We start from the raw sequence: 15,134 nt of genomic DNA on the forward strand, positions 1-15,134 counted from the left end.
CCCCGGCCGCGCCGCGGCGCCGGGTCACGTCTGCATGCGTCCGCCGGTGATGTAGTCCGTCAGCTGGTCGCGCTCGGCCTGCATCTCGGAGATCCTGTGCTTGACCACGTCGCCGATGCTCACGATGCCGACCAGCCGGGCGTCCACGACGACGGGAACGTGCCGGACACGATGCTCGGTCATCAACGGCATCAGCTCGTCGAGAGTGGCCTCGGGCCCACACGTGTGCACCTCGGAGGTCATGATGTCCGCCACCGGGCCGTCCAGGATGGCGTCCCCGCCCGAATGCAGGTGACGAACCACGTCGCGCTCGCTGACGATGCCGTCCACCCGGGCGTCGTCGTCGGAGACCACGACGGCGCCGATCTGGTGCTCCCCGAGGAGAGCGAGCAGGTCGCGCACACTCCGGTCACCCGAGATGGTGACCACCGTGCTGCTCTTACGCCGCAATGCCTCTGTCACCCGCATGGGAAGCACCTCCGTCGCATGGCTGCCAGGAGCCCGCGTCGTTGTGGGCTCCCTCCCCGACCGTACGGCACCGACCGCGATTCAGGTAGTGGATGCGCACGCGGTCCTCGGGTGCGCACCCGTTCACGATCACCGGGAACGGGCACCGGGTGCGAGGACACGATCCACCCGCCACCGGCACCTCATCCGCGCGGCCGCGTCAGGCCAGCGCCTCGCGGAGCACGTCCAGACCCACCGATCCCAGATTCAGCGCACGGGCGTGGAACGCCTTGGCGTCGAACTGCTCGCCCTTCGCGGCCGCGGCGGCCTTCGCCTCGTCCCGCGTCTGCTCCCACAGACGCTGACCCACCTTGTACGACGGGGCCTGCCCCGGCCAGCCCAGGTAACGGTGGTACTCGAAGCGGACGAACTCCTCGGGCATGTTGACGTTCGCCTTGAGGAACTCCCACGCCGTGGCGGCGTCCCACGTGTTCCCGCCCCAGGCGGCCGGAGCCTTCAGCCCGAGGTGCATGCCGATGTCGAAGACGACGCGGGCGGCGCGCAGGCGCTGGCCGTCGAGCATGCCGAGCCGGTCGCCCGGGTCGTCCAGGTGGCCCAGATCGGCCATGAGGCGCTCCGCGTACAGCGCCCAGCCCTCACCGTGCCCCGAGACCCAGCAGGCCAGACGGCGCCACGAGTTGAGCGTGTCGCGCGCGTACACCGCCTGGGAGCACTGCAGGTGATGGCCCGGGACGCCCTCGTGGTAGACGGTCGTCTTCTCGCGCCACGTGTTGAACTCGGTGACCTCCGGCGGCACGGACCACCACATGCGGCCCGGCCGGGAGAAGTCGTCGCTCGGCGGGGTGTAGTAGATGCCCCCGGTCTGCGTGGGAGCGATCCGGCACTCCAGGTTCAGCACCGGTTCGGGGATGTCGAAGTGGATGCCGTTCAGGTCCCGGACGGCGGCGTCCGACGTCTCCTGCATCCACGCCTTCAGCGCGTCCGTCCCGGCGAGCTTCCGGGCCGGGTCCTCGTCGAGCACACGCACCGCGTCCTCGACGCTCGCGCCGGGGCCGGCGATCTCGCGTGCCACCGCCTCCTGCTCGGCCACCACGCGGGCGAGCTCCTCGACGCCCCACTCGTAGGTCTCCTCGAGGTCGACCGTGGCACCCAGGAACGTGCGGCTGAACAGCGCGTACCGGTCCCGGCCCACGGCGTCGGCCTCCGGCGCCTGCGGCGCGAGCTCCGACTCGAGGAAGTCCGCGAGGCGCGAGTAGGCCTCCCGGGCGCCCGTGGCGTTCAGCTCCAGCTCGCGGCGCAGCAGGCTGCACGACGCCGAGTCGTCCAGCACCGAGTCCGCCTCCTTGCCGCGCACGAACGAGGTGAAGAACGACCCGTCGCCCGCCAGCTCGCGGGCCTGGGTGACGCACTCGCGGACCTGCCGGATCGCGGCGACGTTGCCGCGGGAGGCCGCGAGGCGGAGGGATTCGGTGTAGCCCTCGACGGCGGCCGGCAGCGCGCCGAGACGGCCGGAGATGTTCTCCCACGCCTCGGTGGTACCGGTCGGCATCATGTCGAAGATGTCTCGCAGGTACTGCACCGGCGAGGCGATGTTGTTCAGGGCGGCCAGGTCCTCACCGGCCTCATGCAGCTCGAGCTCCAGGCCGAGGCGCTCGCGCATCGCCGCGAGGGTCACGCGGTCGACGTCGTCCACGGGATCCGCCGTGTCGAGGGCCTCGAGCGTGGCACGGTTCAGCGCCGCCGACGCGTCGTGGTACTCGGGGTCGAGCGTGTCCATGAGATGGTCCTGTCCGGGCAGGCCGATCTCGGTGGCTGTCATCGGGCTGTGCTCGGTCAGTCGCCGCACGTGAGCGTCGGCGATGGCGTCCGTGGCGGTCGGGGTTCGTGTGATGGAGGGTGTGGTCACGCTCGCGAGCGTACTGCCGTCCCGCTCACGGGAGCCCGCCGTTTTTTCCAGGCGGCCCGTGGTGGGGCTCCGGCGAGGTCACAGCAGGACCGGTTCCGGGTCCAGGGGCAGCGGGTCCGGCTCGATCAGGCCGGGACCGTCGTTACGGACCGAGCCGACCGCGGCGCCCACCGGGGCGGTCGTCAGCGGCATGCCCGGCGCTCGCAGGAGCGCGCCGGCCTCCTGCACGCCGGTGCCCGGGTCGAGCCAGGGGTCCCAGGCGTCCGGGGGCAGGACGGCCGGGGTGCGGTCGTGGATCAGTTCGAGCTTCCCGGCGGCGGCCCGGGTGATCACCGTGGCCGTGACGAGCCAGCGGCCTGGATCGTCGCCCGCCCGGGCCGGGTCGCGCCAGAACTCGTACAGGCCCGCGAAGGCCGCTGTGCGGCCCTCGGCCGGATGGATCCAGTAGGCCTGCTTCGCGCCTCTGCCGCCACCGGCCAGCTTGCGCCACTCGTAGTACCCGTTCGCGACCACGAGGCAGCGGCGCGTGGCGAACGGCCTGGCGAACGCGGGCTTGTCCGTCAGCGACTCGCTGCGCGCGTTGATCATGCGCGCGCCGATGCCCGGGTCCTTGGCCCAGGAGGGGACGAGGCCCCAGCGGGCGACACGCATCGACCGCGTGACCGCGCCCGTGTCCCGGGAGGGCCGTTCGACCACGATCCGGACCGGATCCGTCGGGGCGATGTTCCACGACGGCTCCAGCAGGCGCGCGTCCTCGGCGAGCTCGGCGATCGCGAGCTCGTCGGCCAGATCCTGGGCGTCCCTGAACGACGCAAACCTTCCGCACATGCCCTCAGTGTGCTCCTGGTGTCCGACATCCCGCGGGGCCCGCCCGGGCCCGCTGCCCGGGAGGCGCCGCCCGGGGCCTCCCGGCGGCCTCTTCTGCGGCGTGACGGGAATTACCATGACACGTTCGTATCGATTCGATAGACTGGGGAAACCGTCCGCTCGCACCGTCGCAACCCACTCACGTCGTGCCTTCAGGAGACTTGTGTCCACCGCGCAGCTCGCTTCCCGTCCCGTCGCCCTCACCACCGCACCTCCAGCACCCGCAGTTCCCGTACGCCCCCGGGGGAAGGCCGTCGCCGCCTGGGTCGTGATGCTGGGCTCGCTCTGCGCGTTGCCGGCCTTCACCACCGACATGTACCTGCCGGGCATCCCGCAGGTCGCCGCGGACCTCAACTCGTCCGAGGCGATGGCGCAGCTCACGGTCTCCGCGATGCTCGTCGGCGGCGGGCTGGGGCAGCTCGTCATCGGACCGCTCTCGGACCGGTTCGGTCGCCGTACCCCGTTGCTGGTCGGCCTGGCGCTGCACGTGGTCACGTCCCTGCTGTGCGTCGTCGTGCCGACGATGAGCGGGCTGATCGCCCTGCGGGTGATGCAGGGCTTCTTCAACGCCGCCGCGGGCACGACGGCGATGGCAGTGGTCCGTGACCGCTTCGTCGGCGCCGAGGCCGCGCGGGTCCTGTCCCGGCTCATGCTGGTCATCGGCATCGCGCCGATGTTCGCCCCGACCATCGGCTCGGCCATCCTCACGTCCGCGTCGTGGCGCTGGGTGTTCGTGCTGCTCGCGGCCATGGGCGCGGTGCTGGCGCTGATCGTGCTGCGGTTCATGCCCGAGACCCGGGACTCCGGGCAGCGGGCCGCGACCCGCACGGGCCGGACCTTCTCGGGGTACGCCACTCTGCTGCGGGACCGGCAGTTCCTCGCCCTGGCGGTGCTGCCCGGCCTGTCCTTCGGCGTCCTGATGAGCTACGTGGTCAGCTCGCCGGTGGTGTTCCAGCAGGAGTTCGGCCTCTCGCACGGGCAGTTCTCGATGCTGTTCGCCGCCAACGGGATCGGCCTCGTGCTCGCCGCCCAGGTCAACGCCGCGCTCGTACGCCGGATCGACCCGATGCGCCTGATGCGGTTCGCCGTGGTGACGCAGACGGCGACGGCGGCGGTGCTGCTCGGCGTCGTGCTGCTCGGGATCGGTGGCCTTGCGGGGCTCCTGGGCGTGATGTGGTTCGTGCTGGCCACCCAGCCGCTCATCCAGCCGAACGCTGCGGCGCTGGCCATGTCCCGGCACGGGGAGATCGCGGGCACGTCGGCGGCGATGATCGGTGCCGCCCAGTCGTCGGTGGCGGGAATCGTCAGCTCGCTCGTCGGGTTTCTCGGCGGAGGCTCGGTCGCGATGGTCTCGGTGATGTTCGCGTCCGTGGTAGGAGCCCTGGTGGTGCTGGCCACGGCGACGCCCGCCTTCCGGCGGCGCTGATCCGTCGTGGTCCGCTGCGGGCCGAGGTGCATCTGATGTGGAGATGCCGCACAACCTTCTCTTCCTGACAAGCGTCTGAAGAGGTGTGGAACGTGATGACGCTATTCTCCAGCCTATGCCTCAGCCCGACCGGCCGTCCGCACAGCACGCCTCGTTGCCCCCGCACCGGCTTCCCCGTCGGGCGGACCGGCCGGCCAATCGGCACTCGTCCGGCAAGGGGTGGTCGCGCAAGCCCCGCATCGTCGCGATGTCGTTCGTGGGTGTCCTCGCGCTCGGTGGCGCGGCGGGGGCCACCGTGATGAACCAGCTGGCGGCGGAGGTCGAGGTCTCGGACGTCTCCGGGCTCGTGCAGGGCGCGAGCAAGGAGGTGAAGGACCCGTCCGACCCGTTCAAGGACGTTCCCGTGAACATCCTGGTGATGGGCACCGACCTTCGCGACGCGGAGAACGTGGCGGTTGCCGGCGGGGCGGACGAGACGGGCATGCGCTCCGACACCACCATGCTGGTGCACATCTCCCGGGACCGGTCGTGGATCCACGTCGTGTCGATCCCGCGCGACTCGATGGTCTACCGCCCGTCCTGCGAGCTGCCGGGCGGAGGCATGTCGCAGGGTTTCGACGAAGGCATCTTCAACGGTTCGTTCGATGCGGCAGGCAGCCTGTCGGGGGAGGGTGAGGACGACCTCACCTACGCCGCGGCCTGCACGATCACGACAGTCCTGGCCAACACCGATCTGCCGATGCCGAACCACATCGTGGTCAAGATGAACGCCGTGCTCGACGTGGTCGACGCCATCGGCGGCGTGCGGGTCTGCCTGCCGGGCCCGATCGTGACCCCGCAGAAGTACGGGGGTGTGAACCTCCCGGCCGGGGAACAGACACTGGGCGGCATCGACTCGCTCGACTACCTGCGCGCGCGTCACGTCGAGGGGACAGCCCAGAGCGACCTGGAACGCATCGAGCGGCAGCAGGGGTTCATCAACGCGTTGCTGCGTCAGATCCTGTCCGCGGACACGATGGCCAACCCGGCGAAGATGCTGAAGCTGTCCAAGGCCGTGCTCGGCTCCGTGAACCCGGACCCGGAGCTCGCCGACGCGCAGAACCTGGTGGGACTCGCGTTCAGCCTCAAGGACATCCAGAAGGACCGGATCATCTTCGAGACCATTCCGAACGGGCCGCGGTATCCGGGCGACAACCGCGTCGCCTGGACCCCCGAGGCGGACCAGGTCTGGTCCGATCTCACGAACGACGTGCCTCCCGCCGACCTTCCGCCCCTTCAGGGAGCCGAGGACGCGGCCGGGGACACCGGTCAGGGCTCCGGCGACGGTGAGGGAACGACGTCGGGCGGCGAGCCCGACGACGCCGGTGCCGACGCGGGCGGTAGTGCCGACGCCGGCACAGGAACCGGCGCGGATGACTCGGCGGACGCCGGCACCGGTGACACCGCGGCTACCGACGAGGCGGAGGCCGGGGGAGAAGCCACCCCGGATCCGGAGCCGAGCCAGCCGACCGGCACCTGTTCCTGACGCCCTCTGGGCCTCGGCGGGGGCCCGCGGTCAGCCGAATGCCTTCACGAGCCGTCGCATGCCCTCCTCCAGCACGTCCTGCTGCTTGACGTAGGTGAACCGGAGCCAGCTGCGCAGCGCCTGCGACGTCGGCGACCCCGGCGTGCAGAACGCCGGGACGGGGACGGCGACCACACCTGCGAGTTCCGGCAGCCGGCGGCAGAGATCGGTCGCGTCGTCGAACCCGAGGCCGGACGCGTCGGCGGAGACGAAGTAGGTGCCGGCCGGCACGGACACGTCGAACCCGGCGGCCGTGAGGCCGTCGCAGACCAGGTCGCGGCGCCCGGCCAGGGACGCGGCGAGCGTGCGCGGGGTGGAGTCGTCGGCCAGCACCTGCGCGATCGCGGGCTGCAGCGGTGCGCCGGAGCTGAACGTGAGGAACTGCTTGACCGTGCGCACGGCCGTGATCAGGTCTGCGGGACCGGACACCCAGCCGACCTTCCAGCCCGTGAGGGAGAACGTCTTGCCGGAGGAGGACACCGTCAGCGTGCGCTCCCGCATTCCCGGCAGGGTGGCGACGGGGACGTGGCGGGCGTCGTCGTACACGAGGTGCTCGTAGACCTCGTCGGTGACGACCACGGCGTCGTTCTCGCGGGCGACGGCGGCGATCGCCTCCAGCTCGGTGACGGTGAGCACCGCGCCCGTGGGGTTGTGCGGCGTGTTGACCACGATCACTCGGGTGCGCGGGGATGCGGCCGCGCGCAGGGCGGCGACGTCGAGCCGGAACGTGCCCTCGCCCGGGACGAGCGGCGCGGTGACGTGCGTCGCCCCTGACAGGGCGATGCAGGCGGCGTGGACGTCGTAGAACGGCTCGAGGGTGAGGACCTCGTCGCCGGGGCCGGCCAGGGCGAGCACGGAGGCCGCGATGCCCTCGGTGGCGCCGGTCGAGACCAGTACCTCCGTGTCCGGGTCGAGCTCGATCCCGTAGTGGCGCCGCTGGTGGTCGGCGATGGCGTGGCGCAGCTCAGGGACGCCGTCGCCCGGGGCGTACTGGTTGCGGCCTGCCCGGATGGCGGCGATCGCGGCGTCCTTGGCCGCCTGCGGGCCGTCGACGTCGGGGAAGCCCTGGCCGAGGTTGATGGCGCCGGTACGTGCCGCGAGGGCGGACATCTCGGCGAAGATCGTGGCGGCGACCGTCCCGTCGGGGGCCATCAGGCCGATCGAGCGGGCGACGGACTGCCAGGGACCGGGAGGGCCGACGTTGGTCATGGGGCGACCCTAACCGGGTGGGGCCGTGGCGGGAACGGGTCGTGGGTGTGTCCCGCCGGCGTTCGTCCACCGCTCGTCCACCGTCGGCTCGCCCGTCCGCCGTCCGGAACAGCGTCCTTACCTCGGTATATGTGGAAAACTTTGTGGATCTGTGGATAACTCCGGCCCACGGTCTGGCGTGTCGTCCACAGGGCAGGGAAATGGCGGCCATGACGGGGACCGGGCGCGTACGGAGTTATCCACAGGGTGGCCGGGCGCGGTGCCGGGCGATCGGGTGCATGCCGGTCCGCGCACGTCGCCACCGGTAACGATCTGGTTGCGGCCCGCACGTTTTACGGCCGCGTAACCAGCCGTCGCGGAGCTGAAACGGCGGGCCCCTAGCGTCCAGGGATCAGAAACGCCGGTTTCGTACCCCCACCCAGCACACCAGGAGAACCACTCATGATGCTTTCCCGTCCTGGGCGCATGCTGCGCCCGGCGGCCGTCGTGGCGGCCTGCACGCTCGCCCTCGCGGCATGTGGCTCCGGCGACGCCGCCCCGGCGCAGAGCGAGGGTCTCGGCGACCTCACCGTCCAGTTGTCCTGGATCAAGAACGCGGAGTTCGCCGGCGAGTTCATGGCCGACAGCTCGGGCTACTACTCGGACGCCGGCTTCGGCACGGTCACGCTGAATGCGGGGCCCGGCGCCACGGAGAACCTCGTCGCCTCCGGCAACGCCGACTTCGGACTCACCAACGCCGTGACCGTGGGCCAGGTCGTGGCGAACGAGGACGCGCCCGTCAAGATCGTGGGGACCACGTTCCAGAAGAACCCGTTCACGATCCTGTCCCTCGCCGACGGCGCGGACATCGCGACGATCGACGACCTCAAGGGCAAGAAGATCGGCGTGCAGGACGGCGGCAACGGCCTGCTGTTCGCCGCGCTCCTGGCGGCCAACGGCCTCACCGAGGACGACGTCGAGATCGTGCCGGTGCAGTACGACCCGCAGCCGCTGGTCAACGGGGAGGTCGACGGCTTCCTCGCGTACGTCACCAACGAGTCGATCATCGTCCAGGCGCAGGGCAAGGAGGTCACCAACCTCCTGTTCGCCGACAACGGCCTGCCGTTCGTCGCCGAGTCCGTCATCGCCACCGACGAGACCATCGCCGAACGTCCCGAGGCCGTCAAGGCGTTCCTCGAGGCCGAGATCAAGGGCTGGACCGACGCGTGTGCCGACGTGGAGGAGGGCGCACGCCTCGCGGTCGAGGAGTACGGCTCCGACCAGGACCTCGATCTGGACAAGGAGATCCAGCAGAACACGATCCAGTGCGAGGAACTGATCAACACCGACGAGACGGCGCAGAACGGCCTCTTCACGGTCAGCGACGAACTCCTCGCGCAGAACATGGCCACGTTCGAGGCCGCAGGGATCGATGTCGCCCAGGAGGACGTGTTCGACCTGTCGCTCCTGGAGGAACTGCTCGCAGAGAAGCCCGAGCTCAAGGGCTGATCGTGACCGAGCAGTCCGTCGCGCGGACCGCCGCCGGCTCCGCCCAGGAGGGCGGGGCCGGCACCGGCCTGCACATTGCGAACCTCTCCAAGTCCTTCGGGTCGGGCCGCAAGGCCGTCACCGCGCTGGACGACGTCACCCTGCACACCGACCAGGGCAGCTTCCTGTCCCTGCTGGGCCCGAGCGGCTGCGGCAAGTCCACGATCCTGCGGATCCTGGCCGGCCTGGAGTCGTCGACGTCGGGCACTGTGAAGGTGGACGGCAAGGACCCCCGGCAGCTCCGGTCCGGGCACGAGCTCGGGATCGCCTTCCAGGACTCCGCCCTGCTGCCGTGGCGCTCGGTCGAGTCCAACCTGCGCCTCCCGTTCGAGGTGTCGGGCCTGCCGGTCGACCGCGCCCTGGTGGCCGACCTGATCCGCCTCGTGGGACTGGCCGGGTTCGAGAAGGCCCGGCCGGGACAGCTCTCCGGCGGCATGCGTCAGCGTGTGTCCATCGCGCGCGCCCTGGTCGTCAAGCCGTCGGTGCTGCTGCTCGACGAGCCGTTCGGCGCCCTGGACGACATGACCAGGCAACGCCTCAACGTGGAGCTGCTGCGGATCTGGACCGAGAAGCCGGCCACGACCCTCATGGTCACCCACGGCATCTCCGAGGCCATCTTCCTGTCGGACCAGGTGGCGGTGATGAGCCCCCGTCCGGGCCGCATCAAGGAGGTCATCGAGGTCGACCTTCCGCGCCCGCGGCTGCCGGAGATGCTGCGCAGCGCCGAGTTCCACGCCCTGCACGACCGGGCCTCGGAGCTGCTGTTCGCGGCGGACGGCCCGCCCGGCGCCGCATCCGACGGTGCGCCCGGCGCCGCGGCGACCGGAGCCGGCGATGCGTGAGCGCGCGCGCACCTGGCTGGGTGGTGCGGCAGGCCTGGCCGGGCTGGTGGCGCTGTGGTGGCTGCTCGCGCTCACGGTGTTCGACGGCTCGTCCATGCCGACACCGCCGGGTGTCCTGCGCCAGTACGGGACCGACGGATGGGCGTTCTACGCCAACAACTTCGGCGGCACCGTCGTCGAGGCGCTGATCGGATTCGCCTGGGGCAACGGGCTGGCGCTCGTCCTCGCGGCGCTCGTCCTGCTCACGCCACGGCTGGAGCCGGTGATCTCGCAGATCGCGGTCATCAGCTACTGCGTGCCGACCATCGCGATCCTGCCGATCCTGTACATCGTGCTCGGCCCGCCGGAGCCGGGCGAGCCGTCGCCCACGGCGATCGTCCTGGCGGCACTGTCGGTCTTCTTCACCACCGTCGTCGGCGCCGTCCTCGGGTTCCGGTCCGCCGACCGGGCCGCGCTCGACGTCGTGAGCGTGTACGGCGGGGGCCGCTGGAGGCAGCTCGTGACCGTGCAGCTCGTGTCCGCCCTGCCCGAGATCCTCGGCGCCCTGAAGATCGCCGCCCCGGCGGCGTTCCTGGGCGCGATCCTCGGCGAGTACATCGGCGGGGTGGACCGTGGCGTCGGGCCCGCGCTGATCGCGGCGGGCCAGGGCCTCATGGTCGAGCGTGCCTGGGGAATCATGTTCGCCTGCGCACTCGTTGCGGGCATCGGGTATGCCGTGTTCGGCCTGCTGGGTCGCGTGGTGGTGCCGTGGTCGACCGGAGGGGAACGAGGATGAGCGGGATCACCACGACCGGGGGAGGCACCGGACGCACCCTCCTCGCCGGCCTGGGCAGGACACTGGGGACCGCACTCCTGATGCTCGCGATCCTCACCACGGTGTGGGTCGTGTCCGTCGCAGCGGTCGACAACCCGTTCGTCGCCAAGGGGCCCGCGCAGGTCTACGAGTTCCTCGTCGCCGCCGACGACGCGGCCGAGACCCGTGCCCAGATCGCCGCGGGACTCGGCGTCACGCTCGGCGACGCCGCCATCGGGTTCGTGGCCGGCATGCTCGCCGCCACGGTCGCGGCCGCGCTGATCGTGCTCTCGAAACCGGTCGAGACCGCCGTCATGCCGGTCGCCCTGATCCTGCGGGCCGTGCCGCTCATCGCGCTCACGCCGATCATCCGGCTGCTGTTCGGCGACGAGCTGGTGCGCGTGGCCGTCGTCTCCGGGATCGTCGTACTGTTCCCGGCCCTGGTGAACATCGTGCAAGGGCTGCGCTCGGTGTCCGCGCAGATGTCCGACGTCGTCCACGTGTACGGCGGCGGTCCCTGGGCGCTGCTGGTCAAGGTGGCGTTCCCGTCGGCCCTGCCGGCGCTGTTCGCGTCGGTACGGATCTCCGTGCCGGGCGCCATCACCGGCGCACTGCTCGCCGAGTGGCTGATCACCGGCCGGGGGATCGGCAGCATGGTGGTCAACGCCGTGGGACAGTCCGAGAACAACCTGGTGTGGGCGTGCGTGCTCGTGGTGACCCTCGCGTCGCTCTCCCTCTATCTGGTGGCGCAGGTCGTCGAGTCGTTCGTCCTGGCGCGCTACGGGCCGCGCTGATCCCGGTGCGGTTCGACGGATGAAGAACCAGCACGGTGCGGCACGAGGTGGCGGAGTTGCAGCTCCTCTTGCCTTGATTTGGCTAGGTAGCCCTAGCACTCAGGCACAGGAAGACGTCTCGGCGGCGATGCGCCTGGCCGCCACGCGACTGAGGGAGGCCGAGCACCTCACCGCCCGCGACGTGGCTTCCCTTCTGGGTGTTTCCCACCAGCGCGTCTCTCAGCTCGCCAGCTGACCCGTCGCTGGGGCTCGACGTCTTCGATCATTCTTCGCCGACCATGGGGCGATTCAGGCGTTCGCCGACAGCAGCAACCATGATCCGCAAGATCGGCCGACACGGCGGGGTGGGCGACAGCGGTCACTTCGTCACGCCGTGGCCGTCGGGAGATCTGGTCTGCGTTGTCCACAGGCATCTGGGTCGTGGCGAGCGGATTGCACGGGTGGGTTCTACGCTCGTCGGCAGCGGTGGTCGAGGATCGCCGTTCAGGGGTACCACCAGCACAATCGCTCAGGGGGCGAGTCATGTCGGTTTCGGTGGAACGACCCGAGCGGACGGCCGAGGGGCATCGCGACGCTCCGCACGTCGCGACCGCCGCGGCCGGTTCGGCCGAGGGCGACGCCGTCATGCTCGAGTCGGAAGTGCGCGAGCTCGTCCGCCGTCGTGGCGTCGATCCGGTCGCGGAACCTGATGCGTTCGGTGGCCTTGTGCGTGAGGCGGTGGCGGACTACGAGGACCGCGCCGCGCGTGGCGTCGTCGCACCGCTGGAGGATGCCGGGCGCGCCGCACAAGAGGTTCAGGCCGCCATCGGCGGGTTGGGACCCTTGCAGCCGTACTTGGATGATCCAGATGTCGAGGAAATCTGGGTGAACTCACCCAGCCAGGTCTTCGTCGCCCGCGGCGGGCAGAGTGAGCTGACCACCACGATCCTCAGTTCCGAGCAGGTGGAGGATCTGGTCGAGCGAATGCTCCGGTCCACCGGGCGTCGCCTCGATCTGAGCAGTCCCTTCGTGGACGCGTGCCTGCCCGGGGGAGAGCGGCTGCACGCCGTGCTCCCCGGGATCACCCGCCGGGACCTGAGCGTGAACATCCGCAAGCATGTGGTGCGGGCCGCGAGCCTCGACGAGCTGGTCCGGCTCGGCTCGCTCACCCGCGATGCGGCGGCGTTCCTCGACGTCGCGGTGCGGGCCGGGCTGAACGTGCTCGTGGCCGGCGCCACCCAGGCGGGGAAGACGACGATGCTCAACGCGCTGACGGGATCGATCCCCGCCCACGAGCGCGTGGTCTCGTGCGAGGAGGTCTGGGAGCTTCGTCTCCCGGTGCGTGACCACGTGGCGATGCAGTGCCGGCAGGTCTCGCTGGAGGGCACCGGTGCGATCCCGCTGCGGCGGCTGGTCAAGGAGGCCCTGCGGATGAGGCCGGACCGCATCGTGATCGGGGAGGTCCGCGAGGCGGAGGCCTTCGACCTGCTCATCGCTTTGAACTCCGGCATCCCCGGGATGTGCACGGTGCATGCGAGCTCGGCGCGCGAGGCCGTCGTGAAGATGACCACCCTTCCGCTCCTCGCGGGCGAGAACGTCACCGACCGGTTCGTGGTCCCGACGGTCGCCGCGGCCGTCGACGTGGTGGTGCACCTGGCGGTCGAACGGGGACACCGGGTGGTGCGGGAGATCCTTGCCGTGACCGGCCGAGTCGAGGACGGTGTCGTCGAGACCGCGACGCTCTTCCGCAGGGACGGCCAGGGGCTGTGCCGAGCGGGCGGCATGCCACCGCACCTGCGGCGCTTCGCCGATGCCGGGATCGACGTGCATGCTGTGCTCGCGGGAACGCATCCCGGCGCCCCGCCGGATGCGGCCGCTCGCGCGGAATCGCCCTGGACGATCGCGGCGCGCGCCTGATGGGGGTTGTCGCCGGGCTGCTGCTCGGTGCCGGTGTCTGGTGCGTGTGGTGGTCCTGGTGGGACCGGCCGCCCGCCGCGCGTCCCGGATCCCGCTCGGGCCGCGCTCGCGCACTGCTCAACCAGGCCGGGCTGCCGCACACCTCTCCCGCCGCGCTTCACGGCACGACCGTCGCGGCGGCGTCGTGCGTCGGCCTGATTCTCTTCGCCATCACCAGATCGCCCGCGGTGGCCCTCTGTTTCGCCGTGCTGGGCGCGCTCGGTCCGCGGGCGGCGCTCCGGGCGCGGGCACGATCCCGGGAGCGAACTCTGCGGGCGGTGTGGCCGGACGTCGTGGACCACCTGGCGTCCGGCGTGCGGGCAGGACTGTCACTGCCCGAGGCGGTCGCGCAGCTCGCCGAGCGCGGCCCGGTACCGCTGCGCGAGCCGTTCGCCCGGTTCGCCCGCGACTTCCGGGCGTCGGGCAGGTTCGGCGACAGCCTCACCGCGCTGAAGGACCGGCTGGCGGACCCGGTCGCCGACCGCATCGTCGAGGCACTGCGGGTCACGCACGACGTCGGTGGGCGTGACCTCGGCAGGCTCCTGCGCACGCTGTCCGGATTCCTGCGCGACGACCTTCGCACCCGTGGCGAGCTCGAAGCACGGCAGAGCTGGACCGTCAACGGGGCGAGGGTCGCCGTCGCCGGTCCGTGGCTGGTTCTCGCGCTGCTCGCCACCCGTCCCGGCGCGGTCGGGGCGTACGACACGCCGGCGGGTGCCGCGGTGCTTGTCGTCGGCGCGGCCTGCTCCGCCGTCGCCTACCGCGTGATGCTGCGCGTCGGCCGGCTCCCGGCCGAGGCGAGGGTGCTGCGATGAGCCCGGGAGCGGTGTGGGGCGGCATGGCCGGGCTCGGGCTGGGGGCCGGGCTGTGGCTGCTGTGGGCGGCCGGGCGGGCGCGCCGCCCGAACCTGGTCGAGCGCCTTGAGCCCTACCTGCGCCCCCGTACCTCGGCCTCGGGGCTGCTGCAGGAAGAAGCGGCCCGCCGGGCCGGGCCGCTTCGCCTGCTCGTCCAGCTGATGGCCCTGCCGGCGGTCGCCGCCCGCCTGGAACGCCTGGGTTCACCGGCCGGAAGCCTGTGCCGTCGCCTGGATCGCGCCGGGAGGGGCGAGTCGGTCGAGCACTTCAGGGCCCGCCAACTCACCTGGAGCGTGCTCGGCCTCGCCGCCGGTCTGGGGGTGGCGATCCTGCTGGCAGGAGCACGGTCCGCACCAGCAGTCGTGCTCGGTGCCCTCGTCGTGCTCGGAGGGACGCTGGGCTACGTGGCCTGTGACCAGTCGCTGGCCTGGCGCGTCCGCAGGCGTGAGGAGCGCATGCTGGCGGAGTTCCCGACGATCGCCGATCTCCTCGCGCTCGCCGTCGCCGCAGGGGAGGGACCCGCCGCCGCGCTCGACCGCGTGGCGCATGGAACCACCGGCGAGCTCTCCCGTGAACTGACCGGCGTGGTCTGGGCCGTGCGTGCCGGGGCGGCCGTACCCGACGCGCTCTCAGCGATGTCGGCGCGCACCGGATGCGTGCCGCTGAGCCGTTTCGCCGACGCCGTGGCCGTCGCACTGGAGCGCGGGACACCGCTGGCCGGGGTGCTTCAGGCGCAGGCGCAGGACGTCCGAGAGGCCGGTCGGCGCGCCCTCATGGAGTCCGGCGGACGCCGTGAGATCGCGATGCTCGTCCCGGTTGTCTTCTTGATTCTGCCTGTGACCGTGATGTTCGCCGTCTTCCCGAGCCTTGCGGCACTCCGGGTGGGATTCTGACGAGAACCAGTACACCGTTGGCCGTCACCCGTTCGGGCGAGCGCGAGGCAGCATCC

The 15,134-nt window shown here is 71.3% G+C and carries 13 protein-coding genes; 9 read left to right on the forward strand and 4 right to left on the reverse strand.

The features are described 5' to 3' along the window. Nucleotides 1–24: 24 nt before the first annotated feature. From HGK34_RS01825 to HGK34_RS01835, 3 genes are all read right to left on the reverse strand, one after another. On the reverse strand, nucleotides 25–468 hold the full coding sequence (locus tag HGK34_RS01825) for a CBS domain-containing protein (protein WP_201844821.1): 444 nt from the start codon (nucleotides 466–468) through the stop codon (nucleotides 25–27). A gap of 199 nt (nucleotides 469–667) precedes the next feature. Beyond that, nucleotides 668–2,374, reverse strand: a complete 1,707-nt coding sequence (locus tag HGK34_RS01830) for a DUF885 domain-containing protein (protein ID WP_307815661.1) — start codon at nucleotides 2,372–2,374, stop codon at nucleotides 668–670. A 78-nt stretch (nucleotides 2,375–2,452) separates the two neighbouring features. Continuing rightward, a complete protein-coding gene (locus HGK34_RS01835) occupies nucleotides 2,453–3,202 on the reverse strand; it encodes an SOS response-associated peptidase (RefSeq protein WP_201844822.1) in 750 nt (249 codons plus the stop codon). 202 nt (nucleotides 3,203–3,404) lie between these two features. Between HGK34_RS01835 and HGK34_RS01840 the strand changes: the two genes are divergently transcribed. Both HGK34_RS01840 and HGK34_RS01845 read left to right on the forward strand, forming a co-directional pair. Then, nucleotides 3,405–4,667: a multidrug effflux MFS transporter gene (locus tag HGK34_RS01840; protein ID WP_307815663.1), complete on the forward strand. Its 1,263-nt coding sequence runs from the start codon at nucleotides 3,405–3,407 to the stop codon at nucleotides 4,665–4,667. Nucleotides 4,668–4,782: 115 nt separating this feature from the next. Beyond that, entirely contained in the window at nucleotides 4,783–6,192 is a 1,410-nt protein-coding gene (locus HGK34_RS01845) for an LCP family protein (protein ID WP_201844823.1), read from the forward strand. Nucleotides 6,193–6,222: 30 nt separating this feature from the next. On the opposite strand, the gene HGK34_RS01850 is transcribed toward HGK34_RS01845, so the two are convergent. Next, nucleotides 6,223–7,440 carry an aminotransferase class I/II-fold pyridoxal phosphate-dependent enzyme gene (locus HGK34_RS01850; protein ID WP_201844824.1) on the reverse strand — a complete coding sequence of 406 codons (1,218 nt, stop codon included), beginning with the start codon at nucleotides 7,438–7,440 and terminating at the stop codon, nucleotides 6,223–6,225. Between the two features lie 441 nt (nucleotides 7,441–7,881). On the opposite strand from HGK34_RS01850, the gene HGK34_RS01855 reads away from it, so the two are divergent. The 7 genes from HGK34_RS01855 to HGK34_RS01885 all read left to right on the forward strand — a co-directional run bounded on the left by HGK34_RS01855 (nucleotide 7,882) and on the right by HGK34_RS01885 (nucleotide 15,078). Beyond that, nucleotides 7,882–8,928 (forward strand): ABC transporter substrate-binding protein, encoded by a 1,047-nt coding sequence (locus HGK34_RS01855; protein ID WP_201844825.1) that lies wholly within the window; start codon nucleotides 7,882–7,884, stop codon nucleotides 8,926–8,928. Nucleotides 8,929–8,930: 2 nt separating this feature from the next. Then, a complete protein-coding gene (locus tag HGK34_RS01860) occupies nucleotides 8,931–9,809 on the forward strand; it encodes an ABC transporter ATP-binding protein (protein ID WP_201844826.1) in 879 nt (292 codons plus the stop codon). Further along, nucleotides 9,802–10,584, forward strand: coding sequence for an ABC transporter permease (locus tag HGK34_RS01865; protein ID WP_201844827.1), 783 nt, complete (start codon nucleotides 9,802–9,804; stop codon nucleotides 10,582–10,584). The genes HGK34_RS01860 and HGK34_RS01865 overlap by 8 nt, the downstream gene beginning before the upstream one ends. Next, nucleotides 10,581–11,396, forward strand: coding sequence for an ABC transporter permease (locus tag HGK34_RS01870; protein WP_201844828.1), 816 nt, complete (start codon nucleotides 10,581–10,583; stop codon nucleotides 11,394–11,396). The genes HGK34_RS01865 and HGK34_RS01870 overlap by 4 nt, the downstream gene beginning before the upstream one ends. Before the next feature lie 624 nt (nucleotides 11,397–12,020). Continuing rightward, nucleotides 12,021–13,292: a TadA family conjugal transfer-associated ATPase gene (locus HGK34_RS01875; RefSeq protein WP_244666318.1), complete on the forward strand. Its 1,272-nt coding sequence runs from the start codon at nucleotides 12,021–12,023 to the stop codon at nucleotides 13,290–13,292. Beyond that, a complete protein-coding gene (locus tag HGK34_RS01880) occupies nucleotides 13,292–14,146 on the forward strand; it encodes a type II secretion system F family protein (RefSeq protein WP_201844830.1) in 855 nt (284 codons plus the stop codon). Before HGK34_RS01875 ends, HGK34_RS01880 begins: the two co-directional genes overlap by 1 nt. Then, nucleotides 14,143–15,078 carry a type II secretion system F family protein gene (locus HGK34_RS01885; RefSeq protein WP_201844831.1) on the forward strand — a complete coding sequence of 312 codons (936 nt, stop codon included), beginning with the start codon at nucleotides 14,143–14,145 and terminating at the stop codon, nucleotides 15,076–15,078. The genes HGK34_RS01880 and HGK34_RS01885 overlap by 4 nt, the downstream gene beginning before the upstream one ends. Nucleotides 15,079–15,134 lie beyond the last annotated feature (56 nt).

This window comes from Myceligenerans indicum (genome assembly GCF_016742955.1).
Classification (GTDB): domain Bacteria; phylum Actinomycetota; class Actinomycetes; order Actinomycetales; family Cellulomonadaceae; genus Myceligenerans; species Myceligenerans indicum.

Bases quoted from the DNA above. Each gene is read 5' to 3' on its own strand.
- HGK34_RS01825 (WP_201844821.1), bottom strand. From the start codon at position 468: ATGCGGGTGACAGAGGCATTGCGGCGTAAGAGCAGCACGGTGGTCACC.
- HGK34_RS01835 (WP_201844822.1), bottom strand. From the start codon at position 3,202: ATGTGCGGAAGGTTTGCGTCGTTCAGGGACGCCCAGGATCTGGCCGAC.
- HGK34_RS01845 (WP_201844823.1), top strand. From the start codon at position 4,783: ATGCCTCAGCCCGACCGGCCGTCCGCACAGCACGCCTCGTTGCCCCCG.
- HGK34_RS01850 (WP_201844824.1), bottom strand. From the start codon at position 7,440: ATGACCAACGTCGGCCCTCCCGGTCCCTGGCAGTCCGTCGCCCGCTCG.
- HGK34_RS01855 (WP_201844825.1), top strand. From the start codon at position 7,882: ATGATGCTTTCCCGTCCTGGGCGCATGCTGCGCCCGGCGGCCGTCGTG.
- HGK34_RS01865 (WP_201844827.1), top strand. From the start codon at position 9,802: ATGCGTGAGCGCGCGCGCACCTGGCTGGGTGGTGCGGCAGGCCTGGCC.
- HGK34_RS01870 (WP_201844828.1), top strand. From the start codon at position 10,581: ATGAGCGGGATCACCACGACCGGGGGAGGCACCGGACGCACCCTCCTC.
- HGK34_RS01875 (WP_244666318.1), top strand. From the start codon at position 12,021: ATGCTCGAGTCGGAAGTGCGCGAGCTCGTCCGCCGTCGTGGCGTCGAT.
- HGK34_RS01880 (WP_201844830.1), top strand. From the start codon at position 13,292: ATGGGGGTTGTCGCCGGGCTGCTGCTCGGTGCCGGTGTCTGGTGCGTG.
- HGK34_RS01885 (WP_201844831.1), top strand. From the start codon at position 14,143: ATGAGCCCGGGAGCGGTGTGGGGCGGCATGGCCGGGCTCGGGCTGGGG.